The sequence below is a fragment of the Kitasatospora viridis genome (assembly GCF_007829815.1).
Taxonomy (GTDB): domain Bacteria; phylum Actinomycetota; class Actinomycetes; order Streptomycetales; family Streptomycetaceae; genus Kitasatospora; species Kitasatospora viridis.
On sequence record NZ_VIWT01000001.1, the window covers coordinates 2,463,409 to 2,489,835 of the forward strand.

Sequence of the window (26,427 nt, forward strand, 5' to 3'; positions counted from 1 at the left end):
GTGAACAGCCGTCGCACTGGGCAGGGAGGCTGTGCACATGTCACTTCGCGCTCCCCCGCCCCGCCCGCCGCCCTCGAAAGGCCGTCAGATGTCCCGGACCCGCCTCACCGCCGCGGCGGTCAGCGCCGCCCTGGTGCTCGCCGCCACCAGCGCCGCCTCCGCCGCGACCGTCACCGCGTCACCGCAGGCCAAGACGGTCGCGCCGGTCGCCAACGCCGACTGCGGCTTCACCAAGTCGGTGCCCGCGGACGACTTCAAGGGGATCCCGGTCTTCGACCCGGCGAAGGCGGCCAAGCCCTACCAGGCCACGCTGCACACCAGCCAGGGGAACGTCACCTTCCAGGCGCTGACCGCCGCCGCGCCCTGCACCACGTTCTCGTTCCGCTTCCTCAGCGAGCACCACTACTACAACGGCACCCACTGCCACCGGCTCACCACCAAGGGCATCTTCGTGCTGCAGTGCGGCGACCCCACCGGCACCGGCTCGGGCGGCCCCGGCTACTCCTTCAACGACGAGAACCTCACCGGCGCGACCTACCCCGCCGGCACCGTCGCGATGGCCAACGCGGGCCCCAACACCAACGGCAGCCAGTTCTTCTTCGTCTGGCAGGACACCAAACTGCCCCCGGCCTACACGCCGTTCGGCCGGATCACCGCCGGCCTCGACGTCCTCCAGAAGATCGCCGCCGCCGGCGAGGACGACCAGAACGCCCCGGGCGACGGCTACCCGACCCTGCCGGTCGACATCCACTCGGTGCGGATCGCCAACCACTGACCACCTACCGGCCACCACGCGGGTGGCCCCGCCGGCGTCAGGCCGTCGGGGTCACCCGGGTCAGGCCGTTGATGATCCGGTCCATCGCGTCGCCGCCCTGCGGGTCGGTGAGGTTCGCGAGCAGCTTGAGGGTGAAGCGCATCAGCATCGGGTGGGTGAGCCCGCGCTGGGTGGCGATCTGCATCACCTTCGGGTTGCCGATCAGCTTCACGAAGGCGCGGCCGAGGTTGTAGTAACCCCCGTAGGTGTCCTTGAGGATCGCCGGGTAGGCCTGCAGCGCGCGCTCCCGGCCCGCCGGGGTGACCCGGGCCTGGGCCTGGATGATGGTGCGGGCCGCGATCTGGCCGGATTCCATCGCGTAGGCGATGCCCTCGCCGTTGAACGGGTTGACCATGCCGCCCGCGTCGCCCACCAGCATCAGGCCGCGGGTGTAGTGCGGCTGCCTGTTGAAGGCCATCGGCAGCGCCGCACCGCGGATCGGGTCCGTCATGTTCTCCGGGGTGTAGCCCCACTCCGCCGGCATCGAGGCGCACCAGGACTTCAGCACCTCGCGCCAGTCCAGCTCACCGAAGGCCGGCGAGGAGTCCAGGATGCCCAGGCCCACGTTGGAGGTGCCGTCCCCCATGCCGAAGACCCACCCGTACCCGGGCAGCAGCTTGCGCTCGCCGCCCCGGGTGTCCCACAGCTCCAGCCAGGACTCCAGGTAGTCGTCCGAGGACCGCGGCGAGGTGAAGTACGTCCGGTAGGCGACACCCATCGGCCGGTCCTCGCGCCGGTGCAGACCCATCGCCAGCGACAGCCGGGTGGAGTTGCCGTCCGCCGCGACCACCAGCGGCGCGTGGAACTCGACCTCCCGCTTGTCCGCCCCCACCTTCGCGGTGACCCCGGTGATCCGCCCGCTCCGGTCCAGCACCGGCCCGGAGACGTTGCACTTCTCGTACAACCGCGCCCCGGCCTTCTCCGCCTGACGCGCCAGCAACTCGTCGAAGTCGGCCCGCTTGCGCACCAGCCCGTAGTCCGGGAACGACGACAGCTCCGGCCAGTCCAGCTCCAGCCGCACCCCACCCGCGATGATCCGCAGCCCCCGGTTGTGCAGCCACCCGTTCCCGGTCGACACGTCGATCCCCATGTCCACCAACTGCTTGGTGGCCCGCGGCGTCAGACCGTCACCGCACACCTTCTCCCGCGGGAACTCCGTCTTCTCCAGCAACAGCACGTCCAGCCCGCTCTGGGCCAGGTAGTACGCGGTGGCCGAGCCCGCCGGTCCCGCGCCGACCACGATGACGTCAGCACTGCTCTCGACGGTGTTCTCGGTCACGATGGCAACACTCCTGATGACTGGTCTAGTGCTCGGCAGTCTACGGTGTGGGCCCGTCGAGGGGCCGGGCGACTGCCCAGAGGTACTCGAACCGCTGGATCCGCCGGTTGACCTGCTCCTCCCGGAGCACCAGCAGGGTGCTGGCCACCATCAGTTCCGGTCCGGTCCCGTCGTCCTGCCGTCCGCTGGTGTCGGTCTGCACCTCGTAGCTGACCGCCCGGTCGAAGACGATGAAGTCGGACATCGGCCGCCGGGCCCACGGCGGCAGCGCCGTGACCTCCAGCACCCGCACCTCCAGGCCGAGCTGCTGGTGGGTCCGCCCGGCCCGCTCGATCTCGGCCAACTCCTGCGGCTCGGCCCCGCGCACCACGAAGACCCGCCGCACCGGCACCCCGCGCCGCACCGCCGCGCGCTGCGCCTCCAGGTACCGGCGGCCCAGCTCGGTGCTCCAGAAGCCGGTGTCCACGGCGGTGCTGATCGCGTCGATGCCGATGGCGGAGCTGTGCGTGAGGGTGAGCAGCCAGTCCTGGTCCTCGCCGTCGTAGGCGGCCTGACCGGCCTTCAGCTCCTTCATCAGGTCGGCCAGCCGGCGCAGTTCGCGCTGCGTGAAGGCGCTGACGATCGGCGGGTGCTCACCACCGAGGCCGGCCAGGTTCTCGGCCAGCTGGGTCATCACCCCGTTGGCGAGCGGGGCCTTCTGCAGCTGGTCGTAGAGCGCGGTGGCCCGGTTGACCTGGGCGAAGCCCTCGGTGACCAGGGCCCGCATCTGCTCGGTGCGTTCGGCGACGGCCTGCTCGGTCTCGGTCAGCCGGGCGTCGAACTCGACCAGGAACTCGACCAGCAGCGCGACCGAGCCGACCAGCACCGAGAGGTTGACGCTCGGGATCAGCTCCTGCTTGGTCAGCACCGTGATCAGCAGCGTGGTGCCGCCCGAGACGGTGGTGGTGAGGATCTTCCGGAGCAGCGGCGGCACCCGCTCCCCCGCCGCTGACCCGGCGTGTCCACCGTGTTGCTCTCGGTGGCCGACGGACGGTAAGTGACGCTCGCTCATGCTGTTTCCCCCCGTACGGATGTGACTGGCGTTCGTTGCCTAGCGTTCGCCTACCGGCGCCGCCAGCCCGACGGCCTGCAACGCCAGCTGGTCGCGGATCCGTTGGACGGCGGCCGCCCACTGGCGGGTGAAGCCGGGACTGCTCTCCAGGTGCCCCCACACCTGGGCCAGCACCCGGTCCACCCGGGCGCCGGGCATCCACAGGTGCAGCAGGTGGTTCACGGCCGGGCGCAGCCGCAGCACCGGCTCGGCACCGGGCACCGAGCCGAGGCCGCTGCGGTCGACCAGCTGGACCAGGGTGGTCAGCAGCCAGTCGTGCAGCGCCAGGTCCTCGCAGAACGCGGTGACGGCCTCCGGGTCCGCCTGCTCCAGGCTGAGCCGCAGGGTGCGCAGGGTGCCGTCCTCGATGGTGAAGCGGGCCGCCGGCGGGCCCGGCTCACAGCTCCACAGCAGCCGGGTGCGGCGGGACTTGAACGGTGCCCGGCGGTCCAGCTGCGGTCGGCCCTGGAGGTCCGTCAGCAGCCGCTCGGCGAGCGCCCCGAGGTCCAGTCGGCCGGCCGGCGGACCGGTCAGCAGGTGGCCGCCCACCAGGTCCGCGTCGGTCACCGGCCCGGTCGGCTCCACCGTGCCGGGGCGGGCCAGGTAGTGCCCCCAGGGCAGCCGGAGCCCGGCTCCCCGCTCGCCGACCCTCGCCCGCACCGAGGCCTGCAGCACCCGCCCCTCGGTGAGCACGGCGTGCGTCAGGGCGGTGCCGACCCCGCGCACCGCCCGCCGGGAGCCGGTGGGCAGCGGGCAGTCCACCCCGGTCAGCAGGTCGGGCGAGCGCACCTGCTGGTTGGGCCGGGTGGAGCTGCGCACCCGCTCGCCGTGGCGCAGGTCGAGCAGTTGCAGCGCGGCGGGGCGGGAGAGCTCGACGGAGTGCTGGAGCAGGCCGGTGCGGACCTCGCCCAGCAGCACTCCGGTCCGCTCCTCGGGGCCGGTCATGACGGTCCGGTGAACAGGTACTCGACCCGGGCCCGCACGCCGTCGGGCAGCGCCACGCCCTCCTGCCGGGCCCGTTCGGCGAGTTGCCGCAGCACCGCCTCCTCCGGCGACCACTGGTCCAGGATCACCGCGACGGCGTGCTCGATCGGCAGGAACCGTCCGGCCAGCACCGAGAAGGTGCGGTAGGCGGCGAACGGCGCGGCGCCCGGGTTGAGCCGGACCAGCGGGGCCAGCGCGTCCCAGGATCCGGGGAGGTCCTGCGGCGCCTCGGCCGGCCGCAGCACCTCCTGGCCCTGGTCGCGCAGCAGCCCCAGGCGGAGCAGTTGCCAGACGGCGGCCAGGAACGGGCAGGACCAGGTGCGCCTGCCGTGCTGTTCGTCCCAGAGCTCGACGTCCAGGAAGACCGAGTGCCGGCGGGCCTCGATCTCCCGGGGCGGGCGCCAGCCGGCGGTCTCGCTCATCGCCTCGGCCAGCGAGTCCACCGGCGATCGCTCGCCGTTGCTCAGCCAGCCGGTCTCGGTGGCGGGCGGCCGGGAGCCGGTGCTGCCGGGTGGCGGGGAGGGCACCAGCCGGGCCTCGACCAGCTGTGCGGGCCGGACCGGACCGGCCTCGGCGCACGCGGACTCGCGGGCCAGGTAGTCGATCACCAGGCCGGCCCGGGCCGCCTCCTCGACGATCTGCGGCACCACCTCGGCGGGCGAGGAGAAGCGGGTGAAGTAGTCGTCGATCAGGAAGCAGGTGCTGATCCGCGGCCGCCTGCCCACCGCACCGGCGCAGCTCTCCCGGGCCGCGTCGACCCACGGGCGGATCCGGGCGAAGTGCTCGCGCAGCCGCACCGGGCCGGCCGCGAAGTCGTCCATGTAGAGGTGGCCCAGCTCCAGCGAGAGGTGGGCCAGCGGCAGCGCCGCCGTGCGCGGGTCGGCCGAGGCCTCCCGGAATGTCGTCTCCATCGCCCCTCCCCCGCCGTCGGTCACAACGGCGACTGCCAGCGCCGGTGGTCGGTCAGTGCCACCGCCAGGTCCGCGAAGGCCTGCGCGGTCTCCACGTTGGCCACCTGGTGCAGCAGTACGTCGTCGTCGGTGATCAGTTGCTCGCGCCACTGCAGGACCGGGTCCAGCGGGACCTTGCCGAGGGTCAGGGTCGGGCCGAGCCGGTGCTGGGCGGCGAGCCGGTTGAGCTCCTCGTCGCAGATGCTCAACCACTGCGCCTGGGCCGGGCGCAGGTCGGTGAACATCGGTGACCTGACGTCGGGCACGGCCGCCCGGACGAACCGGACCGAGTCCCGCATCGACGCCGCGTCGTGGCCCCGGGAGGTCGCCGTGGCCATGATGCCCCGTTCGCCGTAGACCAATCCGGCGGCGGCGATGATGTGCTGCCGGGTCCACCGGTGGAAGACCAGCCAACGGGCCGTCAGGCCGGCCAGCTCGGGCAGCGAGGTGGCCTCCAGGACGAGCTGGGCGGCGTAGGAGCGGCCGGCGCTGAGGTCGACCAGGACGATCTCGAACTCCTCCTCCAGGCGCAGGAAGAGCTCGGCGCAGCGGCGCGGCGTGTCCGGGCCGAGCACGAACTCGCCGCCGCCCCGGTCGCCGGGCAGCAGCACCAGCTGGCCGGAGCCGGCCGGCCGGCGACGCAGCGCCGGGCTCTCCGACTCGCCCCAGACGTCCACCCGGCGCGGCTCGGCGCACTCGCCGCGCAGGTAGGAGTGCAGACCGGAGTGGTCGGCGCCGCGCAGCGCGGTCGGCACGTCGAAGACGGCCGCGCTGGTCGGCGAGCCGAAGTCGAAGTCCAGGTAGCAGACGTCGTCGCCGTGCAGGGCCCGGCGGTAGGCCACGTTGGCGCTGGTGACCGAGCGGCCGGTGCCGCCCTTGTCGGAGGTCGCGAAGACCAGCACGCGATCAACTCCCCCAGGCGGCCGTGCGGCGGGCCGCGGCCAGTTCGTCCAGCGCGGTCAGCACCTGGATCGCCAGCGCGCAGGCGGTGCCCGGGTTGTCGCGGAGCAGTCGGCGGGCCAGGTGCAGCCGGGCCTCGGCCTGGTTGAGGGTGTTCTGCACCGAGGCGAAGCCGCCGCCGGTGGCGGCCATCATCTCCTTGTCCAACAGGTGGTCGGCCTCGCCGAGCAGGTCGGTGGCGACCTCGGTGAGCCGGGGCGAGCGGATCGGGGTCTCGCCGATCATGCTGGCGGTGGCGATCAGCGCCTCCACCATCCGCTCGGTGAGCGACCAGGAGACCGCTCCGCCGTGCGGCGGCACGTCCGGGGAGACCGCACTCAGGTCGTCCCAGAGCCGGGCGTACCGGCCGCCCGGGATCCGGCGCTGCCAGAGGTGGTCCATGATCTGCTCGGCCAGCCGGAGCAGCCGGTCGTGCGCGCCGACGCTCTGCGCCAGGCGGGCCAACTGGACGGTTCGCTTCAGGAGTTGGGGGGAGAAGTCGGTGACCGACCAGCGCAGCAGTGGTCCGATCCGCTCGCTGCCCAGCAGGGTGAGCGGAACCCCGGGGCGGTGCAGGCTCAGCCCGGCGTCGCCGGGCACCATCCGGCGGGTGGTCTTGGAGCGCACGCCCAGCTCCTCCAGCACCGCGACCGTGCGGGTGAGGTCGGCGTCGGTGGCCCGGCGGCGCAGCAGGTCCTGCACCAGGATCGAGCTGACCAGCAGCGAGAAGTAGAGCGACTCCTGGCCGTCGGTGGTGCGCCAGGGGATGTTCTCCAGCGGCCAGGCCTCGTCCTCGAACCTGGCCAGCGCCGACCAGTAGCGCTGGGTCAGTTCCCAGCGCAGTTGGAGCGCGGTGGCCAGGCGCTGCTGGCCCTCGTTCAGCAGGCCCAGGGTGAGGGTGCGCTCGGAGAACAGGTCGGCGATGCCGTCCAGCGCGGCCACGGTGAAGTAGAGGTAGGGCGCGTTCTGCGCGATGCCGGGCGACTGCGGTCCGACGTCCTCGGGCGTGTCCACCGGCGGCGCGCCCTCCACCACGCCCCAGGACCAGCCGCACTCGAAGAGCAGGTTCTCGTTCTCCAGCGCGTCGACGGTGGTCAGGCCCAGGGTGAACTGGTCGCGGATGATCGCCCGCAGCGGGCGCAGCCTGGTCTGCAGCTTCTGCACCACGGCGCGGTTGGAGAGCCCGGTGCGGTTGATCATCGCGCAGAGCGTGCGGCCGCGCTCGGAGTCGGCCTCGAAGACCGAGACGGTGAAGCAGCGCAGCAGCGCGGCCATCGCGGCGGACAGCCGCAGGCTCGCGGCCTCCTGCAGCTCGTCGGCCCGGCGGCGCAGGTCGGGCCGGGTCAGGCTGCGGCTGAACCCCTTGAGGAAGCCGAGGGTGGCCAGGCACATGGTGATGGCGAGCGAGTAGGAGTCCACCACGCCGAGCCGCAGCTGCTCCTCGGTCACCGCGACGCCGGGGTCGTCGGACAGGTAGTAGTCACCGGCACCGAAGGTCGGCGCGCCCGACTCGCTGTTGCGCTCGAAGTACTCGGCCGTGAGGTCCAGCAGCGAGCGCGGGACCTCCACGCTGTCACCGAGCTTGCGCAGCGCGGCCAGCACGTCCTCGGCCGTCTCGTCCGGCAGGTCCAGGCGCAGCGCCGGCACCTCGGTCGCCGGGTAGAGCAGGCAGAGCAGCCGCTCCGCCTCACTGACGCAGTTCGGCGGCGCGTCCGCCGGGTAGTCCTGCTGGAGCTGGGCGGAGACCGCCTCCCAGATCTCCAGCAACTGCTGGCGTGGCTTGATCCGCACGTCCCACCTCGGTTCCGAACCAGTCCGGTGTCAGGCGCGCAGCCGCCCGAGGGCGAGCAGCATGCCGGTGTACCCGTCGCGCAGCGGTTGGCTTCCCGGGACGTCGATGTGACTGACCGCCAGGGTGTCGGCGGCGTACTCCCGCAGACCGCTCAGCACGTCCGTCCGCTCGATCTTGCAGGCCGGGAAGGTGTGTTCACCCACCTCGTACCCGTCCGAGTTCTCCATGAACGCGACGGCGAACGGGGCGCCGGGGCGCAGGGCCCGGGCGAACCGGCCGATCGCGTCCTGGTACTCCTGGTAGGCGCTGGAGAGCGACTCGGCGACGAAGAACATCGTGCCGAGGTCGGCGATCCGCTCCGGCAGGTCGGCGAAGAGGTCGCCCTGCACCACGGTGGCCGTCTCGCGCAGCAGCGCCCGCGGGTCGGCCAGCCGCCGGTAGGCCGGCTGCTCCCGCAGCACCTCCCAGAACGCGTCCCAGTTCTCGCCGTACTCCCGCACCGCACCGCGCAGCCAGGCCGCGTTGCCGGCGGACCGCTCGAACAGCGTGATGCCGGCGCACCAGGGCAGCATGGCGAGCGCGGGGTAGAGGTTGGTGCCGGCCCCGACGTCCAGGCCCTGGAGCCCCTCCGGCGCCGGGTGGCCCTCGAAGTGCCCGGCGAAGTGGTCGCGGACCGCGGCCAGGATCTGCCGGTCGTCCTCGCGCAGGGTGCGGTAGTTGTGCTCCAGGTAGGCCGCGGGGTCGAAGTCGTCCCAGGGCGCCTGGCGATTGGTGAGGGCTCTCGCATCCAGCGAGGGGATGGCATCCATGAACGGCACAACTCTCCGTCGAGCCCGCCGGTGGCGGGTGGATGGGGCCGAAACACCCGGACGAGCGACCCCCTGAAGGAGTGTCATTCTACCGGATTTGATGGAGAGTTGAGCCTGTTCGGAGCGCCCCTGCCGCGGCCCCCGCCCCCTCAGCCCTTGAACCCCCGGTGCAGTGCCACGATCCCGCCCGTGAGGTTGCGCCAGGCGACGCGCTGCCAGCCGGCCTGCTGCATGAGGGCGGCCAGGGTGGGCTGGTCGGGCCAGTCGCGGATGGACTCGGCGAGGTAGACGTAGGCGTCGGGGTTGCTGCTCACCTTGTTGGCGACGGGGGGCAGGGCGCGCATCAGGTACTCGGTGTAGACGGTGCGCAGGGGGGTCCAGGTGGGGGTGGAGAACTCGCAGATCACCACCTTGCCGCCGGGCTTGGTGACCCGCAGGAGTTCGGCCAGCGCGGCCTCGGTGCGGTGCACGTTGCGCAGGGCGAAGGAGATGGTCACCGCGTCGAAGGAGTCGTCGGCGAAGGGCAGGCGGGTGGCGTCGCCGGCGGTCAGCGCCAGTTCGGGGTGGCGGCGCTTGCCCTCGGCCAGCATGCCGATCGAGAAGTCGCAGGGGACGACGTTCGCGCCGGCCTCGGCGAACGGGAGGGAGGAGGTGCCGGTGCCGGCACCCAGGTCGAGCACCAGGTCGCCCGGTCCGGCCCCGACCGCCTCGGCCACCGCGCGGCGCCAGGCGCGGGCCTGGCCGAGCGAGAGCACGTCGTTGGTCCGGTCGTACTTGGCCGCGACGTCGTCGAACATGGCGGCGACTTCCTGCGGCTGCTTGTCCAGGTTGGCTCGGGTCACGCACCCCATTGTTCACCCTGGCGCCGGGCGCCCCGCCGCGAGGGTCAGCGTGCCGCGCGGCGGACCGCCTTGTGGCGCCGGCGGGAGCGCTTGCCCTGGGTGATGGCCGGCATCCCCTCGGCCAGGGCCTCGGTGGCCAGCGCCACGGTGGCGATCACCTGGTTGCCGCGCCCGTAGCGGACCGCCACCCGCCGGTGGTGCCGGCGGATCCGCAGCACGCAGAGCGCGCAGAAGAGCAGGGCGACCGGCACGCTGATCTGGGCCAGCCGCACGCCGGCGGCCTGCGGGTAGGTCTGGTTGCAGATCCGGACCGCGCCCGGGTCGCTGGCGGCGCGCTCCAGGCAGACCGGGTCGCCGACCTTGGCGTCCTGCGGGAGCTGGAGGTCGGCGGCCGAGCGCTGCTGGCCGGCCGCCTGGTAGCTGACGGCGCTGTAGGTGCCGCTGCCGCCCGGCAGCTGGGTGACCGTGCCCTCGACCCGGACCGGGTGCGCGCCGATCTTGTCGGCCAGCGCGGCCTGCCGCCAGCCCAGCAGGCACATGCCGAGGGCGACGACGGCGCTGAGCACCGCGGCGACGTACCAGCCTCGGCCGATCCGGGGGGTCTCGGACGGGGATCGCATGGACGGAGCTGACCTGGCTTCCCGTAGGGGACGGTGAGCGGGCACGCCGTTCGGGGGGACACCGCCCGGCGGACCGACCGGGATCGTAACCGCTGGCGACCCCTCAGGTCACGGCGAGTCCGAATCAGACCGGGTCCTGCACAACGGAGTTCGTCGGCTGACGACCCGTGCGCCGGAAGTGATACGGCGTCAGTCGCGGGCCCGGTAGACGATCCTACCGGCCAGTACGGTGGCCAGGCAGCGCACCGGGTCCGCACCGAGGACGGCGAAGTCCGCCCGGCCCCCGGGAGTCAGCGACCGCTCGCCCGCGCCCGCCACCACCGCCAGGCCGGAGCGGGCCACGGCGGTGCGCACCTCGGGCCGCTCGAACGGGCCGACCACCGCCGTCACGCCGCGGGAGAGCAGCGCCTGCACGCCGCGCCGGGCGCTGCCGCCAAGGCCGGCCGGGGTGAGGCCGGCCGGCAGCGGGCGCGCGCCGGTGCCGACACCCTCGCGCGGGTCCGGGTGGTAGCGGTGCTCCAGCAGCTCGCCGGCCGCCGGCTCGACCGCGCCGGCGGCGATCCGGTCGGCGCCGGCCCACTCGCGCACCCGGGCTCCCGGGTGCGCGGCGGCCAGGTCGGCGGCGGGTCCGAGCGCGGCGATCCGGTCGTCCTGGACGAGCACCGCCTGCCCGCCCGCCACGTGCAGGGTGAGCACCGGTCAGTCGTTCGGGAGGATCTTCAGCTCGGGGTGGGCGGTTCCGCCCTCGATCGCGGTGGAGGCGATGTGCGAGGCCACCCGCGGGTCCACCGGGTCGTTCGCCGGATCGTCCAGCACCCGCAGGTGCTCGTACGTGGTCGACCGCTGCGCCGGCACCCGCCCCGCCGTGCGGATCAGGTGGATCAGCTCCGTCAGGTTCGAGCGGTGCTTGGCACCGGCCGCCGACACCACGTTCTCCTCCAGCATCACCGAGCCCAGGTCGTCCGCACCGTAGTGCAGCGACAGCTGGCCCGCCTCCTTGCCCGTCGTCAGCCACGAGCCCTGGATGTGCGCCACGTTGTCCAGGAACAACCGCGCGATCGCGATCATCCGCAGGTACTCGAACACCGTCGCCTGGGTCGAGCCCTTCAGGTGGTTGTTCTGCGGCTGGTACGTGTACGGGATGAACGCCCGGAACCCACCCGTGCGGTCCTGCACCTCACGGATCATCCGCAGGTGCTCGATCCGCTCCGCGTTCGTCTCACCTGTGCCCATCAGCATCGTCGACGTCGACTCGACCCCCAGACGGTGCGCCGTCTCCATGATCTCCAGCCACCGCTCCCCCGACTCCTTCAGCGGCGCGATCGCCTTGCGCGGACGCTCCGGCAGCAGCTCCGCCCCCGCACCCGCGAACGAGTCCAGGCCCGCCGCGTGGATCCGGCCGATCGCCTCCTCCACCGACACCCCCGACAGCCGCGCCATGTGCTCGACCTCGGACGCGCCCAGCGAGTGGATCACCAGCTGCGGGAACTCCCGCTTGATCGCCGCGAAGTGCTCCTCGTAGTACTCCACCCCGTAGTCCGGGTGGTGCCCGCCCTGGAACATGATCTGCGTGCCGCCCAGCTCCACCGTCTCCGCGCAGCGGCGCAGGATCTCCTCCAGGCTCCGCGACCAGCCCTTGTCACTCTTCGGCGCCACGTAGAACGCGCAGAACTTGCACGCCGTCACACACACGTTGGTGTAGTTGATGTTGCGTTCGATGATGTACGTGGCGATGTGCTCGGTACCCGCGTACCGCCGCCGGCGCACCGCGTCGGCCGCCGCACCCAACGCGTGCAACGGCGCCGAACGGTACAGCTCCAGCGCCTCCTCCGCGCTGATCCGACCGCCGGCCGCGGCCCGGTCGAGAACGGCCTGCAGGTCACTGCTGCTGGGCGCGGCGGGGGGCGCGGCGAGCTCGGTCACCTGGCGGCCTTCTTTCTTGCGGTATGTCCGGTGGTACGACCGAACCAGCGTACGCCAGGGGGTACGGCGCACTCCGGCCAGCCGGGCGGTGCGGACGGCAGCCGGCTGGCCGGATCGGGCGGCACAACCGTGCGGGATCGGGCGACGGGATCGGGCGGGATCAGCCGGCGGGATCAGGCCGTGAGGCTCTCCGCCAGCAGACGCACCGTCACGTCCGGTGCGAAGCCCGAGTCGTGCCCGACCCGGCGGGCGAACTCGGCGATGCCGGCCAGCTGCGGCCCGGCCAGCGAGAAGTCCAGCGCCTCGCGGAAGTAGCGCTCCAGCGCCGGGGCGTCGAAGCCCTCCCAGCGGGAGGCGTGCGCGGCCACCCGGTCCGCCTCCACCAGCGAGAGGTCGCGGGACTCCAGGAAGGCCCGGTGCACGGCGGCCACCAGGGCCGGCTGCTGCTCGACGAACTCGCGCCGGGCCGCCCAGACCGCGAAGACGAACGGCAGCCCGGTCCACTCCCGCCACATCTGCCCGAGGTCGTGCACCGTGTACTCGGGGTGCAGGTCGGCCTCCAGGGTGGCGCGCAGGGCCGGGTCGCCGATCAGCACGGCGGCGTCCGCCCCGGCCAGCATCGCTTCCAGGTCCGGCGGGCAGCTGTGGTACTCGGGCCGCACCCCCTCGCGCTCCTCCAGCAGCAGCCGGGCGAGGCGCACCGAGGTCCGGCTGGTCGAGCCGAGCGCCACCTTCCGGCCGTCCAGCTGGTCCAGCGGCAGGGTGCTGACGATCACGCAGGACATCACCGGGCCGTTGCTGCCGACCGCGATGTCCGGCAGCACCACCAGCTCGTCGGCGTGCCGCAGGTACTCGACGCAGGTGATCGGGCCGATGTCCAGGCGCCCGTCGACCAGTTGGTCGCTGAGCTTCTCCGGGGTGTCCCGGGTGAGGTCCAGGTCGAGCAGCGCGCCGGTGCGGCCGAGCCCCCAGTAGAGGGGAACGCAGTTCAGGAACTCGATGTGGCCGACCTTGGGACGGGCCACCCGACCGCCCGTCGAACCCTCGACGACGTCTTCCACCAGATCGGCCACTTCCTGCTCCCTGCTGCCCGGTTCGTGCTGTCATCGCAGCGTATGCCCGGGCTTCCCGGAGGCCCGCGCGACCCCCGTCCGACACACCTCGACACGCCCCTTCCACACCTTCGGACACCCCTGGTCGAGCCCGCGCCTCCGTGCTACGGTTTCACTCAGTTGCAGTTTGATTCCCCTTGCAGTACTTGAAGCCTGCGGAGCATGTAACCGCAGGCTTTTTGTAGTTTTTCAGCATTTTGCGAAAACTCCGGGCCCACATCCGGAGGCGGGGCGATCAGCGCAGCGGACCGGACGCCACAAGACGTGTGGCGTCCATTACGTCCCTCGCAAGGAGAACGGCATGGCCACGGGAACCGTCAAGTGGTTCAACGCTGAGAAGGGCTTCGGCTTCATCGCCCAGGAGGGCGGCGGCCCGGACGTCTTCGTCCACTACTCCGCGATCAACGCCAGCGGCTTCCGCTCGCTGGAGGAGAACCAGGCGGTCAGCTTCGACGTCACCCAGGGTCCCAAGGGTCCCCAGGCGGAGAACGTCACCGCTATCTGATCACTTGCTGATCACCTGATCGCTCCGGGCCCCTCCAGGCCCGCCGGCGGCCCGTAGCCCGGGTCCCACGAGCACGACTCGCAGTACCAAGGGGGCCCACCATCGGGCCCCCTGCCGTTTTGTCAGAACTTCTCGGTCGACAGGACCAGCCCGAAGGGCTCGGGCAGTTCGATCGGAGTTCCGAACGGATAGGGGCCCGACACCCTGGTGTAGCCGAGCGGCCCCGGCTCTGCGAAGAGCATGGTGGTGCGCTCCCGCCGGTCGACCAGGAGATACAGCGGAGCACCATATTCCGCATAGCGGCGACGCTTTACCAGCCGGTCCGTGTCACCGTTCGACTCCGAGGTCACCTCGACAACCAACAAGGTCTGGGAAGGCACCAAGGATCCGGCGTCGTTCTCCGTCAGCTCGAACGGCACGACCGCGATGTCCGGGATGAACCAGTTGGAGCTACCCGGCAGGTCGATGTCACCGGAGCCGATGACGCAACCGAGCTCTTCCACTCGCGCTTCGAGCTGCCTTCGAATGAGAGCGATCGGCCTCTCATGGCCCCAGCGCGGCGACATCTGCTGAATTACCCCTTCCACGATCTCCACCCGATCGCCCTCGATATGGCGAATGGCGAGCTTCAGCGCCGCCTCCAGGTCATCGACGTGATACTCGCCCGCCCGCTCCGCGCCCATCGCGCCTCCTCCTGGTCCCCTTCACCGTATCCCCGGCCGGGCTCCCCGCCCGTCCCCTTCACACGAACGAGCGAGCCCCCCGGCGCCGAGGGGCACCGGAGGGCTCGAACGGGTGACGGGGGGTCAGGCAGCGACCGCGACGGGGGGCGGCTCGGTGGCCGGTGCCTCGTCGTAGAGCTCCTTGGGGGTGTTGTAGGCGACCAGGTCGAGGGTCTTCTCGCGGGCCGAGACCAGGATCGGCACGACCACCTGGCCGGCCACGTTGGTCGCGGTGCGCATCATGTCCAGGATCGGGTCGATGGCCAGCAGCAGGCCGACGCCCTCCAGCGGGAGGCCCAGGGTGGAGAGGGTCAGGGTCAGCATGACGATCGCGCCGGTCAGGCCGGCGGTGGCGGCCGAGCCGATCACCGAGACGAAGGCGATCAACAGGTAGTCGCCGATGCCCAGGTGGACGCCGTAGACCTGGGCGACGAAGATCGCGGCGATCGACGGGTAGATCGCGGCGCAGCCGTCCATCTTGGTGGTGGCGCCGAACGGCACCGCGAAGCTGGCGTACTCGCTGGGCACCCCGAGGCGCTCGGCGACCCGGCGGGTGACCGGCAGGGTGCCGACCGAGGAGCGCGAGACGAAGGCCAACTGGATGGCCGGCCAGGCGCCCTGGAAGAACCGCAGCGGGTTGAGGCCGCCGACGAAGCGCAGCAGCAGCGAGTAGACGACGAAGAGCACCAGCGCGCAGCCGACGTAGATGTCGGCGGTGAAGGTGGCCAGCGGGCGCAGCAGGTCCCAGCCGTACTTGGCGACCGACTTGCCGATCAGGCCGAGGGTGCCGAGCGGGGCCAGCCGGATCACCCACCAGAGCGCGGTCTGCACCAGCTCCAGCAGCGACTCGTTGAGCTTCAGGATCGGCTCCGCCTTCGCCCCCACCTTGAGGATGGCCGCGCCGGCCACCACCGCGAGGAAGACGATCTGCAGCACGTTCACCTTGAGGAAGGCGTCGGCGATGTTGGTCGGGATGATGCCGGTCAGGAAGTCCAGCCAGGAGCCGGAGTCCTGAGGCGGCTTCAGGCCCGAGGTGGAGAGGTTGGTGCCCTTGCCGGGGTCGGTCAGCAGGCCGATGCCCAGGCCGATGGAGACCGCGATCAGGCTGGTCACCGCGAACCAGAGCAGGGTGCGGACGGCCAGCCGGGCGGCGTTGGTGACGTTGCGGAGGTTGGCGATCGACACCACGATCGCGGTGAAGACCAGCGGCGGCACGGCCAGCTTCAGCAGCTGCACGAACAGCTTGCCGATGGTGTCCAGGGTGTTGGTGAGCCAGCTGACGTCGTTCTGCCGGGCGACGAAGCCGAGCACGACTCCGAGCACCAGGCCGGCGACGATCTGCACCCAGAACGGGGTGCGGCGCAGGCGACCGAAGGCCGAGGGCGCGGTGGAGGACATGGGGGTACGACTCCGGGGGTGGAGGGGGAACGGGGGCGGCGGAGGCGGGGCGGCGCACGCGGGGAACGGGGCTCCGGTGGCCGACGGGCGGACCGGAGCGGGGCAGTACGCCGCCTAGCTACAGCTCGGAACGCGACACGAGCGGACGCGGCACACCACGGCTTGAACGGACACCCCTGAGCGCAGGCCGGCGCGCGGCATGAGCGAACCGCTCATGTCCTGCTGCCGGAGTGCCGCTGGGGTGGTCATGGCCGACACGTTAGCAGTCAACCTTTTAGATGTTCAAAGTAGAAGTTTGAGATGCGGACACCCCTGCCGGTGGGGCCGCCGGTTGACCGAGGTGTTGTTATACGTATAACTTCAGGTACTACCGCCGCACCACCGCCGTTCACACCCCTTACCTGGGAGAAACCGTGGGCTACCTGGCCCTGCTCCGCGCCCCGCACGTCACCCGGCTGCTGGCCGGCACCCTGCTCGGCCGACTGCCCGCCGGGATGACCGCCCTGGTGATCGCCCTGGCGCTGCGCGAGGCCGGGGCGCCCTACAGCAGGATCGGGCTGGCCACCGCGGCCTACGCGCTCGCCGCCGCGATCGGCGGACCGGTGCTCGGCCGGATCGTCGACCGCACCGGCCAGCCCCGGGTGCTGCTCTGCTCCGCCGTGGTGGCCGGCCTCGGCTACGCGCTGCTGGCACTGGCGCCCGGCAGCGCGCCGGCCGCGATCGGCGGCGCGGCGGTCGCCGGGCTGGCGATGCCCCCGCTGGAGCCCTGCCTGCGCGCGCTCTGGCCGGAGGTGGTGGCCGAGGACCAGTTGGACACCGCCTACGCCTTCGACTCCGCCTCGCAGCAGATCCTCTACGTGGCCGGCCCGCTCGCGGTGGCCGGGATCGCCGGCACCGTCGGGCCGGTGGCCGCGCTCTGGGCGGCCGCCGGGCTCGGCCTGCTCGGCGCCCTGGTGGTGGCCACCGCCGCCCCGGCCCGCCGCTGGCGCGCGCCGGCCCGGGCGCACGGCGCGGGGCTGTTGGGGCCGCTGCGCTCCCCCGGGCTGGTGCTGCTGCTGGTCGGCCTGGCCGGCGCGGGCTGGTCGGTCGGCGCGCAGAACGTGCTCTTCATCGCCTACGCCGAGCGGCACCGCGGCGCGCTGCCCGGCGGGGCCGGCCTGCTGCTCGCGCTGGCCGCCTTCGCCGGCCTGCTCGGCGCGCTCGGCTACGGCGCGGTCAAGTGGCGCAGCAGCACCGGCACCCGCACCTGGGCGATGGCCCTGGCGATGGCCGCCTGCTACCTGCCGCTGCTCGCGCTGCCCGGCCCGTGGCCGATGGCCGCGCTGGCCTTCCTCTCCGGTCTGGGCCTGGCCCCGCTGCTGGCGGCCGCGTTCGTGCTGGTCGCCGAGCTGGCCCCGGTCGGCACGGTGACCGAGGCGTTCGCCTGGCTGGTCACCCTGTTCGCGACCGGCAACGCGCTGGGCTACGCCGTCTCCGGCTCGCTGGTGCAGGTCTCGCTGACCGCCGTCACCTGGTGCGCGGTCGGCGGGGTGACGCTCGGCGGGCTGCTGCTCTTCGCGGCCCGGGGCCGGCTGGACGCGCCAGTGGCGCCGCTGGGGGCGGCGCCACTGGTGGCTGCGGTCTGACCGTCAATCAACTGGCGGTCGGCCAGCTACCGGTCGGTCAGCTATGCCTCCCGGAGCGGGGCCGGCGGTAGGCGACCACGCAGATCACCGCACCGGCGAGCACCGCGATCGCACCGAGCACGGTGAGGAACTCACCGGGCACCGAGCTGCCGGTGTGCGGGAGTTCGCCGGTCGGGCTCGGCGAGGTGGTCGGGGTCACCGTCCCGGTCGGGCTGCCGGTGGGCGTCGCCGTCTCGGTGGGCGACGGGCTCGGCGAGGGAGTCGGCGTCGGGGTGGGCGTCGGCGTCGGCGTCGGCGTCGGGATCGGGGCCGGCACCACGCCCATGTCCAGGGTCAGGTTCCGCTGACCACCCGTCACCGTGACGCTCTGGGTGATCCCGGTCCCCTGGTCCGCCGAGGACCACTTCGCCGGATCCGTGCCCTGGTGCCGCTTGGACACCGTGGTGCCCGCCGGCAGCGTGCTCAGGTCGAACTGCACCGCGTACGTCCCGTCCGGCAGGTTCTCGAACAGGTAGTGCCCGGTCGCGTCGGTCACCGTGCTGACCGGCTTGCCCATCTTGTCGCGGACCGGCTGGCCGTTGCCGTCCAGCAGGTTGACCTTGACGCCCTGGACCCCGGCGTCGTTGCCCTGCTGGATGCCCGAATCGTTCTGGTCCAGCCAGACGAAGTCGCCGATCGCGTTGTCGTTCCTCGGCGGCTCGACCACGCCCATGTCCAGGGTCAGGTCGCGCTGCCCGCCGGCCACCGTGACGCTCTGGGTGATCCCGCTCGCCTGGTCCGCCGAGGACCACTTCGCCGGATCCGTGCCCTGGTGCCGCTTGGACACCGTGGCGCCGGGCGGCAGCGTGCTCAGGTCGAACTGCACCGCGTACGTCCCGTCCGGCAGGTTCTCGAACAGGTAGTGCCCGGTCGCGTCGGTCACCGTGCTGACCGGCTTGCCCATCTTGTCGCGGACCGGCTGGCCGTTGCCGTCCAGCAGGTTGACCTTGACGCCCTGGACCCCGGCGTCGTTGCCCTGCTGGATGCCCGAGTCGTTCTGGTCCAGCCAGACGAAGTCGCCGATCGCGTTGTCGTTCCTCGGCGGCTCGACCACGCCCATGTCCAGGGTCAGGTCGCGCTGCCCGCCGGCCACCGTGACGCTCTGGGTGATCCCGCTCGCCTGGTCCGCCGAGGACCACTTCGCCGGATCCGTGCCCTGGTGCCGCTTGGACACCGTGGCGCCGGGCGGCAGCGTGGTCAGGTCGAACTGCACCGCGTACGTCCCGTCCGGCAGGTTCTCGAACAGGTAGTGCCCGGTCGCGTCGGTCACCGTGCTGACCGGCTTGCCCATCTTGTCGCGGACCGGCTGGCCGTTGCCGTCCAGCAGGTTGACCTTGACGCCCCGGACGCCGGTGTCGTTGCCCTGCTGGATGCCCGAGTCGTTCTTGTCCAGCCAGACGAAGTCGCCGATCGCGTTGTCCGAGGGCTTGGTCTGCTTGACCGCGACGCCCACCTTGGCCGGCTCGGCGGGCAGCAGCTGGCCGCCGCTGGCGTCGGTGGCGGTGTAGGCGAAGCTGTTCCAGGCGTACTCGCCGTCAGGCGCGTCCACCGAGGCGACCATCGGCCAGGTCAGGGTGAACGAGGCGCCGGCGGCCAGGGTGCCGGGGCGGTGCACCCGGAACCAGGTGGCGGTGCCCGGGCCGGGGAAGGTGGTGCTCCAGGCCGCGCCGGCGTTGCAGCCGGTGCGGGTGACCAGGGCGGTCTCCACGCAGGGGTTGGGGTCGGTGGTGTACTCGATCACCACGGTCGGGTCGCTGCTGGTGATGGGCTGGCTGAGCGAGGGGGTCCAGGTCGAGCCGCGGGCCGCGTCCTGGGTCAGCACGTAGTGGTCGCCCGGGGTGGGCAGCGCGTCGTAGGCGATGAAGTCGCTCACCGGGTCGGGCGAGTCGTTGCGCACCGTCATCCGGTAGGAGAGCTGACCACCCGGGGTGGCGGAGCCGATGGCGCCGTAGTCCTGGTCCAGGTCGCCCTTGACCTCCTTGAAGGACCGCAGCACGCTCGGTGCCTGCACCTCGATGGTCGAACTGGCGTGGCACATCAGCTCGGAGGTGTTGCCGTTGCCGTTCAGGTCCAGCGTGTCCGGCACGCCGGTGTCGTTGCCGCTGAACATGCAGGCGACCGGCTCGGTCGGCTGGTCCACCGTCACGTAGACGTCGTTGGTCATGATGCCGGGGCCGACGCTGCCCGCCACCTGGACGTCGAAGAGCATCCGGTAGGCCAGCGGGTCGTGCAGGTACGTCATGTCGGGCGCGCCGGGCGGCCACTCCATCCGGACGATCTGCCGGCCGTCCGGACCGGGGGTCACGGTGATCGACCGCGGGGCCTTGGCGTCCGGGTAGTTCGGGTCCGGGCGGGCCGAGCCGTCGATGTAGACCACGCCGGCCGGCAGCACGTCGTAGAGCACCAGCGGGCGGGTCAGGTCGCGGGCGCTGCGGTTGTACGGGATCACCTGGAAGGTGGCCTTGCCGCCGGGCGCGGAGAGCGAGCCGGAGACCGTGGTCTTGGCGGCGCCCAGGTTGGTGGCGGCCTTGATGCTGGTGCTGGCGCAGGAGTTGGCCGAGGAGTTGTTGGTGCCGTCGGTGGCCGCGGTGTCCAGGCAGTTGGTCAGCGGGTCGGGCGCGGTGCGGCCGTCGTGGCCCGGCGTGGCCACCTGGGTGACCAACTGCACCGCGTTGCCCGGGCTCCAACCGGTCGGGATCGGGCCGTTCCAGGTGAACTTGAGGCCGTCCAGCCAGCGGCCGGCCGGGATGCCCAGGATGTCCTGGCCGGGGTCGCCCGCACCCGTCGCGAAGGTGATCCGGCGGCTGGTGGAGCCGTTCAGCGGGTTGGTCGGGCTGAAGGTCAGCCAGGTCGGGTCGCCGTTCAGCCGGTACTGGAAGGTCAGCGCGATGCTGGTCGGGTTCCACGGCTCGAACTGCAGCGACTGCGGGTAGATCCAGTTGTAGATGCCGTCAGTCGAACCGGCGCCCGGGTCGGTCATGGTCAGGCTGGTCGCCGGGCCGGCCGTGTTGGTGGCCGAGAGGCTGAAGGAGTTGAGGTCGCCGGAGGTGACCTGGGAGCCCCACACCTTGCTGGCGGTGACCACCACGCCGGTGGTCGGCTCGCGGAACTGGCCGGTGGTGGCGCTGGCGTCGTCCAGCTTCCGCTCGCCCTCGCCCAGCGGAGAGCCGTTCAGGTCCACGGTGTTGGTCGCCGTGGAGCCGGTCGGGAAGGTCGGGTCGGGGTAGTTAACCACCATCGCGCCGGGGATCTGGCAGCCGCCCTGGCCGTTCGAGGAGTAAAACGCCCCGATGTCGTAGCGCCAGACGTTGGGGTCGGTGGTGACCTGGGTCCAGCCGGGCGAGCGGCTGGTGTCCACCACCGCGCCGGTCGGCAGGGTGTCGACCAGGTTGCTGCCGTCCAGGTCCACGTTCGGCACGTTGTTGGTCGCGCACGCGCTGAACTGGTAGGTGACGGTGCGTCCGTCCTGGCTGCTGGTCTGGATGCCCTTGGTCACCGTGTAGTGCGGCTGCACCTCGGCCTTGGTGTCCGCGCTGGCGTTCTGGGTGGTCTCGCCGGTGGCCGACATGGTGGCCGAGTTGGTCGAGGCGGCGCCGTTGGGGGTGGTGAAGTTGGGGTACTTCATCACCACCGTGATGGTGGCCGTGGTGCCGGGGCTGAGGTCCTTGAGCTTGATGTCCATGGTGCCGCCCATCGCCCCCTGGGCGGGCACGGTGGAGCCGGCCTCGTCCACCGTGGACGGGTCGGGCGACCAGCCGACGAACTGCATGTTCGGCGGCAGGGTGTCGGTGATCAGCCCGTTGGTGCACTCGGAGACCGAGCAGGTGTACCGCAGGGTGAAGGTGACGTTCTCCCCAGGAGACGCGGTCGCCTTGTCCACCGTCTTGCTGAAGGAGATGGCGGCTTGTGCCGGTGGGGCCAGCACGCCGCTGCCCAGCAGTGAGCCCGCTAGGAGGGCGAGTACCGAGACGATCCGCCCGGTCCGGAAGGGAGTGCGCATACCGTGCAGTTCATCCGACCGTCGCATGTACGCCCGGATGGCGCGATCACCCCTGACGGCATTTCACCCGTACGGCGGGCATCCGACTACGCCCCCGAGCCACCCGCCGTCGAGGCAGCCGTCGTCGAGGCAGCCGTCGTCGAGGACCTGACGAGCAGTCGGGTGGCCAGCGGCGGCTCCGGCTCCACCTGACGGCCCGCCAGCAGCGCCGCCAGGGCCGCCACCCCGGTGCGGCCGAGCTGCTCGCCCGGCAGGTCGACCGTGGTCAGCGGCGGGGTGAGCAGCGCGGCCACCGAGATGTTGTCGATCCCGACCACCGAGACGTCCGCCGGGATCCGCAGGCCCAGGTCGGCGGCGGCCTGGTAGACGCCGGAGGCCACCACGTCGTCGTCGCAGACCACCGCGTGCGGGCGGTCCGGGCGGCCGAGCAGCTCGGTGGCCACGGCCCGGGCGGCGGACTCGCCCCGGTTCAGCGAGACCGAGCACTCCGTCACCGCCAGCCCGGCGGCCGCCTTCTCGAAGGCCGCTTGGCGGACCCGGAAGGTGTAGGCGCTGTGCGCCGAGCGCAGCCGGCCGAGCCGTCGGTGGCCGAGCCCGGTCAGGTGGGCGACCGCGGCGGCCATCCCGCCGGCCAGGTCCAGCTCCACGGTCGGGGCGCCCCCGGCGGCGGCCGGGTCGGCGTCCAGGAAGACGGCGGGCGTGCCGGGCGGCAGCTCACCGAGCTGGCCGTCGTCCGGCGAGCAGATCAGCAGGCCGTCGAACCGGCTGGTGGTCGCGGCCTCGGCCAGCGTGGCGGCGCTCCAGCCGGAGCTGACCACGACGGACAACCCGTGCCGGGCCGCCTCCTCGTGCACCCCGGCCAACACCCGGCCGAAGAACGGGCCCTGCAGGTTGGGCACCGCCAGCATGGCCATCCCGCTGCGGCCCAGCCGCAGCTGCCGGCCGGCCGCCTGCGGGCGGTAGCCCAGCCCCCGGGCGGCCTCCAGCACCCGCTGCCGGGTGGCCTCGGAGACCCGGTGGCCGGCCTCGGCGCCGGAGAAGACCAGCGAGACGGTGGCCTGCGAGACGCCGGCCAGCTGGGCCACGTCCCGGCCGGTCGGACGGCGTGGGGGCAGTGTCCCCGCGGTGTCGGCCACGGCCTACTGCTGGCCGGCGGCGGCCCGGGCGGCGTCGTCGGCCGCGTCCTCCTCGGCGTTCTGCTCGGCGATCCGGCGGGCGGTGCGCTCCCGGATGCCGCCGACCTTGTCCACCAGCTGCTCGGACATCTCGTTGCGCTGCTTGTGTAGCACCACGTAGCTGATCGGGGCCGAGACCAGCGCGGCCAGCAGCACCAGGAAGACCGCACCGGTCGCGCCGACCACCGGGAGCACCCCGAAGCGGCCGAGCAGCAGGGTGACCAGCAGGCAGGCGAGGAAGATGCTGGCCCGCAACGAGGTGTAGCGGAGCGTGGCGTGCTTCTTGCTGCTCACGGTGGCGTCCTTCGGATCTCGCGGGTACGGCAGGCATCCCAGTACAGCATGCCTGCCCGGCGGATCTTCGAGGACCTCGCTCAGTCGGCGGCCGGGGCCGGGGCCAGCGGCAGCCAGAAGGTGATGTCGTCCCGGTCGTCCCCCGGCGCCACCCGGATCGCGCCGGGCACCCGGCCGACCTCCGTGTAGCCGCAGGACTCGTAGAACCGCTCCAGCCCGAGCCCGCCCCGGCAGGTCAGCCGCAGGCCGGCCAGCCCCCAGGCGCGTCCGATCCGCTCGGCCTCGGCGAGCAGCTGCCGGCCGTAGCCGCGGCCCTGCTGCTTGGGGTCGACCATGACCCGCTTGAGCAGCCGCCAGTGCGCCATCAGCCCGAACCGCATGCTCTCGAAGAAGAGCACCGCGACCAGCCGGCCGTCCCCGTCCCGGGCGACCAGCAGCCGGTCGGCGTCCTGGTCGTCGCTCGCGCCGAGGCCGCCGAACTGCTTGTCGGCGGTCGGCCGGACCTCGTCCTCGGTGACCGGCGGCACGAAGCCCACCGCGCCGCCGGCATTGCTGGCCTCGGTCCAGAGCGTGGTGATCTCGGCCCGCAGCTCGGGCGTCGGTTCGGGGTCCAGGGTGAAGTGCAGCGCCATGCCGTCGAGCTTACTGAGCTGCGACGACGGTCCCGGCGGACGCCGGCAGCCGGTTGACCGCGAGGCAGCAGAGCACGGCGATCGCGCACAGCCCGCCGGCGCCGTACCAGGCCAGGTCGTAGTCGCCGAACTTGTCCCGCATCACGCCGGCCGCGGTGGACACGATCGAGGCGCCGATCTGGTGGCAGGCCAGCACCCAGCCGAAGACGATCGGCGCGTCCGCCCCGAAGTGGCGCCGGCAGAGCGCGACGGTCGGCGGCACGGTGGCCACCCAGTCCAGCCCGTAGAAGATCACGAAGGCCAGGAAGGGCGGCTTCACGCTGATGTCGAAGAGCTGCGGGAGCAGCAGCAGCGAGAGGCCGCGCAGCGCGTAGTAGACGATCAGCAGCCGGCCGGAGTCGAAGCGGTCGGTGAACCAGCCGCTGGCCACCGTGCCGATCACGTCGAAGACGCCGATCAGTGCGAGCAGGTCGGCCGCGGTGGTCTCCGGCATGCCGTGGTCGTGCGCGGCCGGGATGAAGTGGGTGCCGACCAGGCCGACGGTGGTGGCGCCGCAGATCGCGAAGGAGCCGGCCAGCAGCCAGAAGACCCGGGTGCGCATGGCCTCCCGGAGCACCCGCAGGGTCCGGGAGACGGCCCGGCCGGAGCTGCGCGGCGGCAGTTCGTCGTCGGGGCCGGCGCCGTAGGGCAACAGGCCGAGGTCGGAGGGGTGTTCGCGCATCAGCAGCAGCACCGGCACCGCGACGGCGGTGGCGCAGAGCGAGACCACCACCACGGCGGTCCGCCAGCCGTGCGCGCCCACCAGCCAGGACAGCACCGGCAGGAAGACCAGGTTGCCGGCCGCGCCGGCCGCCGTGAGCACCCCGGTGACCAGCCCCTGGCGGGCCTTGAACCAGCGTCCGCTGATCGTGGTGGCGAAGGCGCCGGCCATGCTGCCGCTGCCCAGGCCCACCAGCACGCCCCAGCAGAGCAGCAGTTGCCAGGTCTGGGTCATCAGCACGGTCAGGCCGGCGCCGACCGAGATGGTGAGCAGCGCGCAGACCGTCACCAGCCGCACCCCGAACCGGTCCATCAGCGCGGCGGCGAACGGCGCGGTCAGGCCGTAGAGGATCAGGTTGATCGAGACGGCCAGGCTGATGATCCCGTGCGACCAGCCGAACTCGCTGTTCCACGGCGTCATCATCAGGCCGGGGGTGGAGCGGAAGCCGGCCGAGCCGACCAGGACGAGCAGCGAGAGGGCGGCGATCACCCAGGCGTAGTGCGGCCGGGTGGTGCGGCGGGCGGCGGTCTCGGCGCGGGCGGTTCTCAGCTGGGTCACACCGGGGAGTCTCGCCGCCGGTCGGCGTTCGAACGAGTGGCCTGACTGCCATCTTCCGTCGGGATCGGGCCACTCGGCGCCTGCGGCGGACGGCCCGTGGCACCCCCGCCCGGGCCGTCCGCCGGTACGGGCCCTGACCCGCACTTCGGGACTGCTCCGCACTCGCCAAGCGGCTGCCTCGGCGTCAGATACCGCCTGCCGACCGACTCTTGACGTCCCCTCGCGACGGAGAGCTGCCCCAAGAGTGATCAGCCGGCCACATCACGTCAATGGTTCGTCCGAAATTCGGAACGATTGCGCGTCATTTCAGCCGGTGGATGATCGAAAACCGGCCGTCTGTACACGGTCAAGCCGCGAGGGGGCCGCGGCCGGGCCGGGTGCGCCGCGCAGCACCGGCGTGCTGACGGCCTGACACGGACCGGACTCCACGTCCACCTCGCACCAGACCAGCTTCCCGGCCTCCTGCGGCGACCAGCCCCAGCGGGCCGCGAGCAGTTCGACCAGCTCCAGGCCGCGCCCGTTGGTCGCCTCCCCGCAGGCGGCCCGGGGTGCCGGGGCGACCCCGCTGGCGTCCGCCACCTCGACCCGGACCGGCCCCGCCTGCCGCGGCCAGAGCAGCCGCAGCACCGCCGGGTGCCCGGTGTGCACCACCGCGTTGGTCACCAGTTCGGAGACCAGCAGGACCAGCGTCTCCGCGTAGTCCGCCGTCGGGTCGGCCCCTAGCGCGAGCAGCCTGCCCCGGACCCACTGCCGGGCCCGACCGACCTCCGCGGGGTCGGCGCCCACCGCGAGCTGTACCTGAACCACCTGCACCGCTCCACCACCTGCATGACGAGCTACCGGTTGGACTGTCCGAAGTTAGTCGTCGGCACGAATAGGCCCCAGGATGATTCGCGGAAACCGGGCCGACAACAGCTTCGGGCATATTCCAGCGATCGGGGGACACCACGGCGCATACTGACCCGCTCGCCCGGCCGAGCCTCGCAACGGTCTTCGCACTGCTCGGAGATGTTCTTCCTACAAATCGCCTCCCCGGCACCGACCGCGCCGATACCGTGGATCCATGACCGCTCCGGACTGGGACCAGCAGATGCGGTCGCGGTTGGCCCGCGGCGAGGAGAGTGCCCTGGGCGAGCTCTACGACCAGCTCTCACCGCTGGTGCACGGGCTCGCCGGGCGGATCCTGGGCGACGAGCAGGCGGCCGCACAGCTCACCCGCGAGGTCTTCGGACACCTGTGGGAGCACCCCGAGGAGTTCGACCCCGAGCAGCGCTCGCTGCGCTCCTGGATCGGCGAACTGACCCACCGTCGGGCCGTGCAGCGGCTGCAGCGCCAGCGGCTGGCCGAGGAGGAGATCCGCGAGCGGGCCGCCGCCGCCCAGGTGCAGTACGTGGTGGCCGCCCTGCCGCCGGCGCTGCGGGAGACCCTGGAGACCACCTGGTACGACGGCCGGACCTACCAGGAGACCGCCCGACAGCTCGGCATCAGCGAGCAGGCGGCCCGCCAACGGCTCCGCCTGGGCCTGCAACTGCTGGCCAATGAACTGGAGTTCGGGTCTTGACGGG

At 72.3% G+C, this 26,427-nt stretch carries 24 protein-coding genes; 4 read left to right on the top strand and 20 right to left on the bottom strand.

All coding sequences use genetic code 11. From position 1 onward, the window contains the following. The first annotated feature begins 88 nt into the window (after window positions 1-88). A complete protein-coding gene (locus FHX73_RS10840) occupies window positions 89-775 on the top strand; it encodes a peptidylprolyl isomerase (protein WP_145904809.1) in 687 nt (228 codons plus the stop codon). Between the two features lie 37 nt (window positions 776-812). On the opposite strand, the gene FHX73_RS10845 is transcribed toward FHX73_RS10840, so the two are convergent. The 12 genes from FHX73_RS10845 to FHX73_RS10900 all read right to left on the bottom strand — a co-directional run bounded on the left by FHX73_RS10845 (window position 813) and on the right by FHX73_RS10900 (window position 13,106). Beyond that, complete coding sequence (locus FHX73_RS10845) at window positions 813-2,093, bottom strand: geranylgeranyl reductase family protein (protein ID WP_145904810.1); 1,281 nt, start codon at window positions 2,091-2,093, stop codon at window positions 813-815. A 40-nt stretch (window positions 2,094-2,133) separates the two neighbouring features. Beyond that, complete coding sequence (locus FHX73_RS10850) at window positions 2,134-3,066, bottom strand: DUF6879 family protein (protein WP_145904811.1); 933 nt, start codon at window positions 3,064-3,066, stop codon at window positions 2,134-2,136. A 117-nt stretch (window positions 3,067-3,183) separates the two neighbouring features. Continuing rightward, window positions 3,184-4,128 (bottom strand): SCO2521 family protein, encoded by a 945-nt coding sequence (locus tag FHX73_RS10855; RefSeq protein WP_145904812.1) that lies wholly within the window; start codon window positions 4,126-4,128, stop codon window positions 3,184-3,186. Continuing rightward, the gene (locus tag FHX73_RS10860; RefSeq protein WP_145904813.1) at window positions 4,125-5,078 is read right to left on the bottom strand and encodes an SCO2522 family protein; all 954 of its coding nucleotides are present in this window, start codon (window positions 5,076-5,078) and stop codon (window positions 4,125-4,127) included. The genes FHX73_RS10855 and FHX73_RS10860 overlap by 4 nt, the downstream gene beginning before the upstream one ends. Window positions 5,079-5,098: 20 nt before the next feature. Continuing rightward, window positions 5,099-6,019: an SCO2523 family variant P-loop protein gene (locus FHX73_RS10865; RefSeq protein ID WP_145904814.1), complete on the bottom strand. Its 921-nt coding sequence runs from the start codon at window positions 6,017-6,019 to the stop codon at window positions 5,099-5,101. Between the two features lie 4 nt (window positions 6,020-6,023). Beyond that, window positions 6,024-7,847, bottom strand: coding sequence for an SCO2524 family protein (locus tag FHX73_RS10870; RefSeq protein WP_145904815.1), 1,824 nt, complete (start codon window positions 7,845-7,847; stop codon window positions 6,024-6,026). 30 nt (window positions 7,848-7,877) lie between these two features. After that, complete coding sequence (locus tag FHX73_RS10875) at window positions 7,878-8,657, bottom strand: SCO2525 family SAM-dependent methyltransferase (protein ID WP_145904816.1); 780 nt, start codon at window positions 8,655-8,657, stop codon at window positions 7,878-7,880. A gap of 149 nt (window positions 8,658-8,806) precedes the next feature. Then, window positions 8,807-9,499, bottom strand: a complete 693-nt coding sequence (locus FHX73_RS10880) for a demethylmenaquinone methyltransferase (protein WP_145904817.1) — start codon at window positions 9,497-9,499, stop codon at window positions 8,807-8,809. Window positions 9,500-9,543: 44 nt separating this feature from the next. Further along, entirely contained in the window at window positions 9,544-10,119 is a 576-nt protein-coding gene (locus tag FHX73_RS10885; protein WP_145904818.1) for a hypothetical protein, read from the bottom strand. Window positions 10,120-10,308: 189 nt separating this feature from the next. After that, a complete protein-coding gene (locus FHX73_RS10890) occupies window positions 10,309-10,815 on the bottom strand; it encodes an imidazolonepropionase-like domain-containing protein (RefSeq protein ID WP_145904819.1) in 507 nt (168 codons plus the stop codon). A 3-nt stretch (window positions 10,816-10,818) separates the two neighbouring features. Next, a complete protein-coding gene (gene mqnC / locus FHX73_RS10895) occupies window positions 10,819-12,042 on the bottom strand; it encodes a cyclic dehypoxanthinyl futalosine synthase (protein ID WP_145904820.1) in 1,224 nt (407 codons plus the stop codon). Between the two features lie 173 nt (window positions 12,043-12,215). Beyond that, window positions 12,216-13,106 (bottom strand): menaquinone biosynthetic enzyme MqnA/MqnD family protein, encoded by an 891-nt coding sequence (locus FHX73_RS10900; protein ID WP_425461436.1) that lies wholly within the window; start codon window positions 13,104-13,106, stop codon window positions 12,216-12,218. A gap of 349 nt (window positions 13,107-13,455) precedes the next feature. Here FHX73_RS10900 and FHX73_RS10910 point away from each other — a divergent pair, with 349 nt between their 5' ends. After that, window positions 13,456-13,659 (top strand): cold-shock protein, encoded by a 204-nt coding sequence (locus FHX73_RS10910; protein ID WP_030060085.1) that lies wholly within the window; start codon window positions 13,456-13,458, stop codon window positions 13,657-13,659. 122 nt (window positions 13,660-13,781) lie between these two features. Here FHX73_RS10910 and FHX73_RS10915 read toward each other — a convergent pair whose 3' ends face one another. Together FHX73_RS10915 and FHX73_RS10920 are read right to left on the bottom strand one after the other, a co-directional pair. Next, window positions 13,782-14,342, bottom strand: coding sequence for a Uma2 family endonuclease (locus FHX73_RS10915; protein WP_145904821.1), 561 nt, complete (start codon window positions 14,340-14,342; stop codon window positions 13,782-13,784). A 123-nt stretch (window positions 14,343-14,465) separates the two neighbouring features. Then, the gene (locus FHX73_RS10920) at window positions 14,466-15,779 is read right to left on the bottom strand and encodes a dicarboxylate/amino acid:cation symporter (protein ID WP_145904822.1); all 1,314 of its coding nucleotides are present in this window, start codon (window positions 15,777-15,779) and stop codon (window positions 14,466-14,468) included. A 413-nt stretch (window positions 15,780-16,192) separates the two neighbouring features. Here FHX73_RS10920 and FHX73_RS10925 point away from each other — a divergent pair, with 413 nt between their 5' ends. Beyond that, the gene (locus FHX73_RS10925; protein WP_145904823.1) at window positions 16,193-17,404 is read left to right on the top strand and encodes an MFS transporter; all 1,212 of its coding nucleotides are present in this window, start codon (window positions 16,193-16,195) and stop codon (window positions 17,402-17,404) included. Between the two features lie 37 nt (window positions 17,405-17,441). On the opposite strand, the gene FHX73_RS10930 is transcribed toward FHX73_RS10925, so the two are convergent. The 6 genes from FHX73_RS10930 to FHX73_RS10955 all read right to left on the bottom strand — a co-directional run bounded on the left by FHX73_RS10930 (window position 17,442) and on the right by FHX73_RS10955 (window position 25,675). Further along, window positions 17,442-21,443, bottom strand: a complete 4,002-nt coding sequence (locus FHX73_RS10930; protein ID WP_170304886.1) for an SdrD B-like domain-containing protein — start codon at window positions 21,441-21,443, stop codon at window positions 17,442-17,444. An 86-nt stretch (window positions 21,444-21,529) separates the two neighbouring features. After that, the gene (locus FHX73_RS10935; RefSeq protein WP_145904825.1) at window positions 21,530-22,579 is read right to left on the bottom strand and encodes a LacI family DNA-binding transcriptional regulator; all 1,050 of its coding nucleotides are present in this window, start codon (window positions 22,577-22,579) and stop codon (window positions 21,530-21,532) included. Window positions 22,580-22,582: 3 nt separating this feature from the next. Then, the gene (locus FHX73_RS10940; RefSeq protein WP_246213458.1) at window positions 22,583-22,912 is read right to left on the bottom strand and encodes a DUF4229 domain-containing protein; all 330 of its coding nucleotides are present in this window, start codon (window positions 22,910-22,912) and stop codon (window positions 22,583-22,585) included. Window positions 22,913-22,992: 80 nt separating this feature from the next. Continuing rightward, complete coding sequence (locus FHX73_RS10945) at window positions 22,993-23,544, bottom strand: GNAT family N-acetyltransferase (RefSeq protein WP_145904827.1); 552 nt, start codon at window positions 23,542-23,544, stop codon at window positions 22,993-22,995. A 10-nt stretch (window positions 23,545-23,554) separates the two neighbouring features. Continuing rightward, complete coding sequence (locus tag FHX73_RS10950; RefSeq protein WP_145904828.1) at window positions 23,555-24,862, bottom strand: MFS transporter; 1,308 nt, start codon at window positions 24,860-24,862, stop codon at window positions 23,555-23,557. A 306-nt stretch (window positions 24,863-25,168) separates the two neighbouring features. Then, the gene (locus FHX73_RS10955) at window positions 25,169-25,675 is read right to left on the bottom strand and encodes an ATP-binding protein (protein ID WP_145904829.1); all 507 of its coding nucleotides are present in this window, start codon (window positions 25,673-25,675) and stop codon (window positions 25,169-25,171) included. 250 nt (window positions 25,676-25,925) lie between these two features. Between FHX73_RS10955 and FHX73_RS10960 the strand changes: the two genes are divergently transcribed. Then, complete coding sequence (locus tag FHX73_RS10960; protein ID WP_145904830.1) at window positions 25,926-26,423, top strand: sigma-70 family RNA polymerase sigma factor; 498 nt, start codon at window positions 25,926-25,928, stop codon at window positions 26,421-26,423. Window positions 26,424-26,427 lie beyond the last annotated feature (4 nt).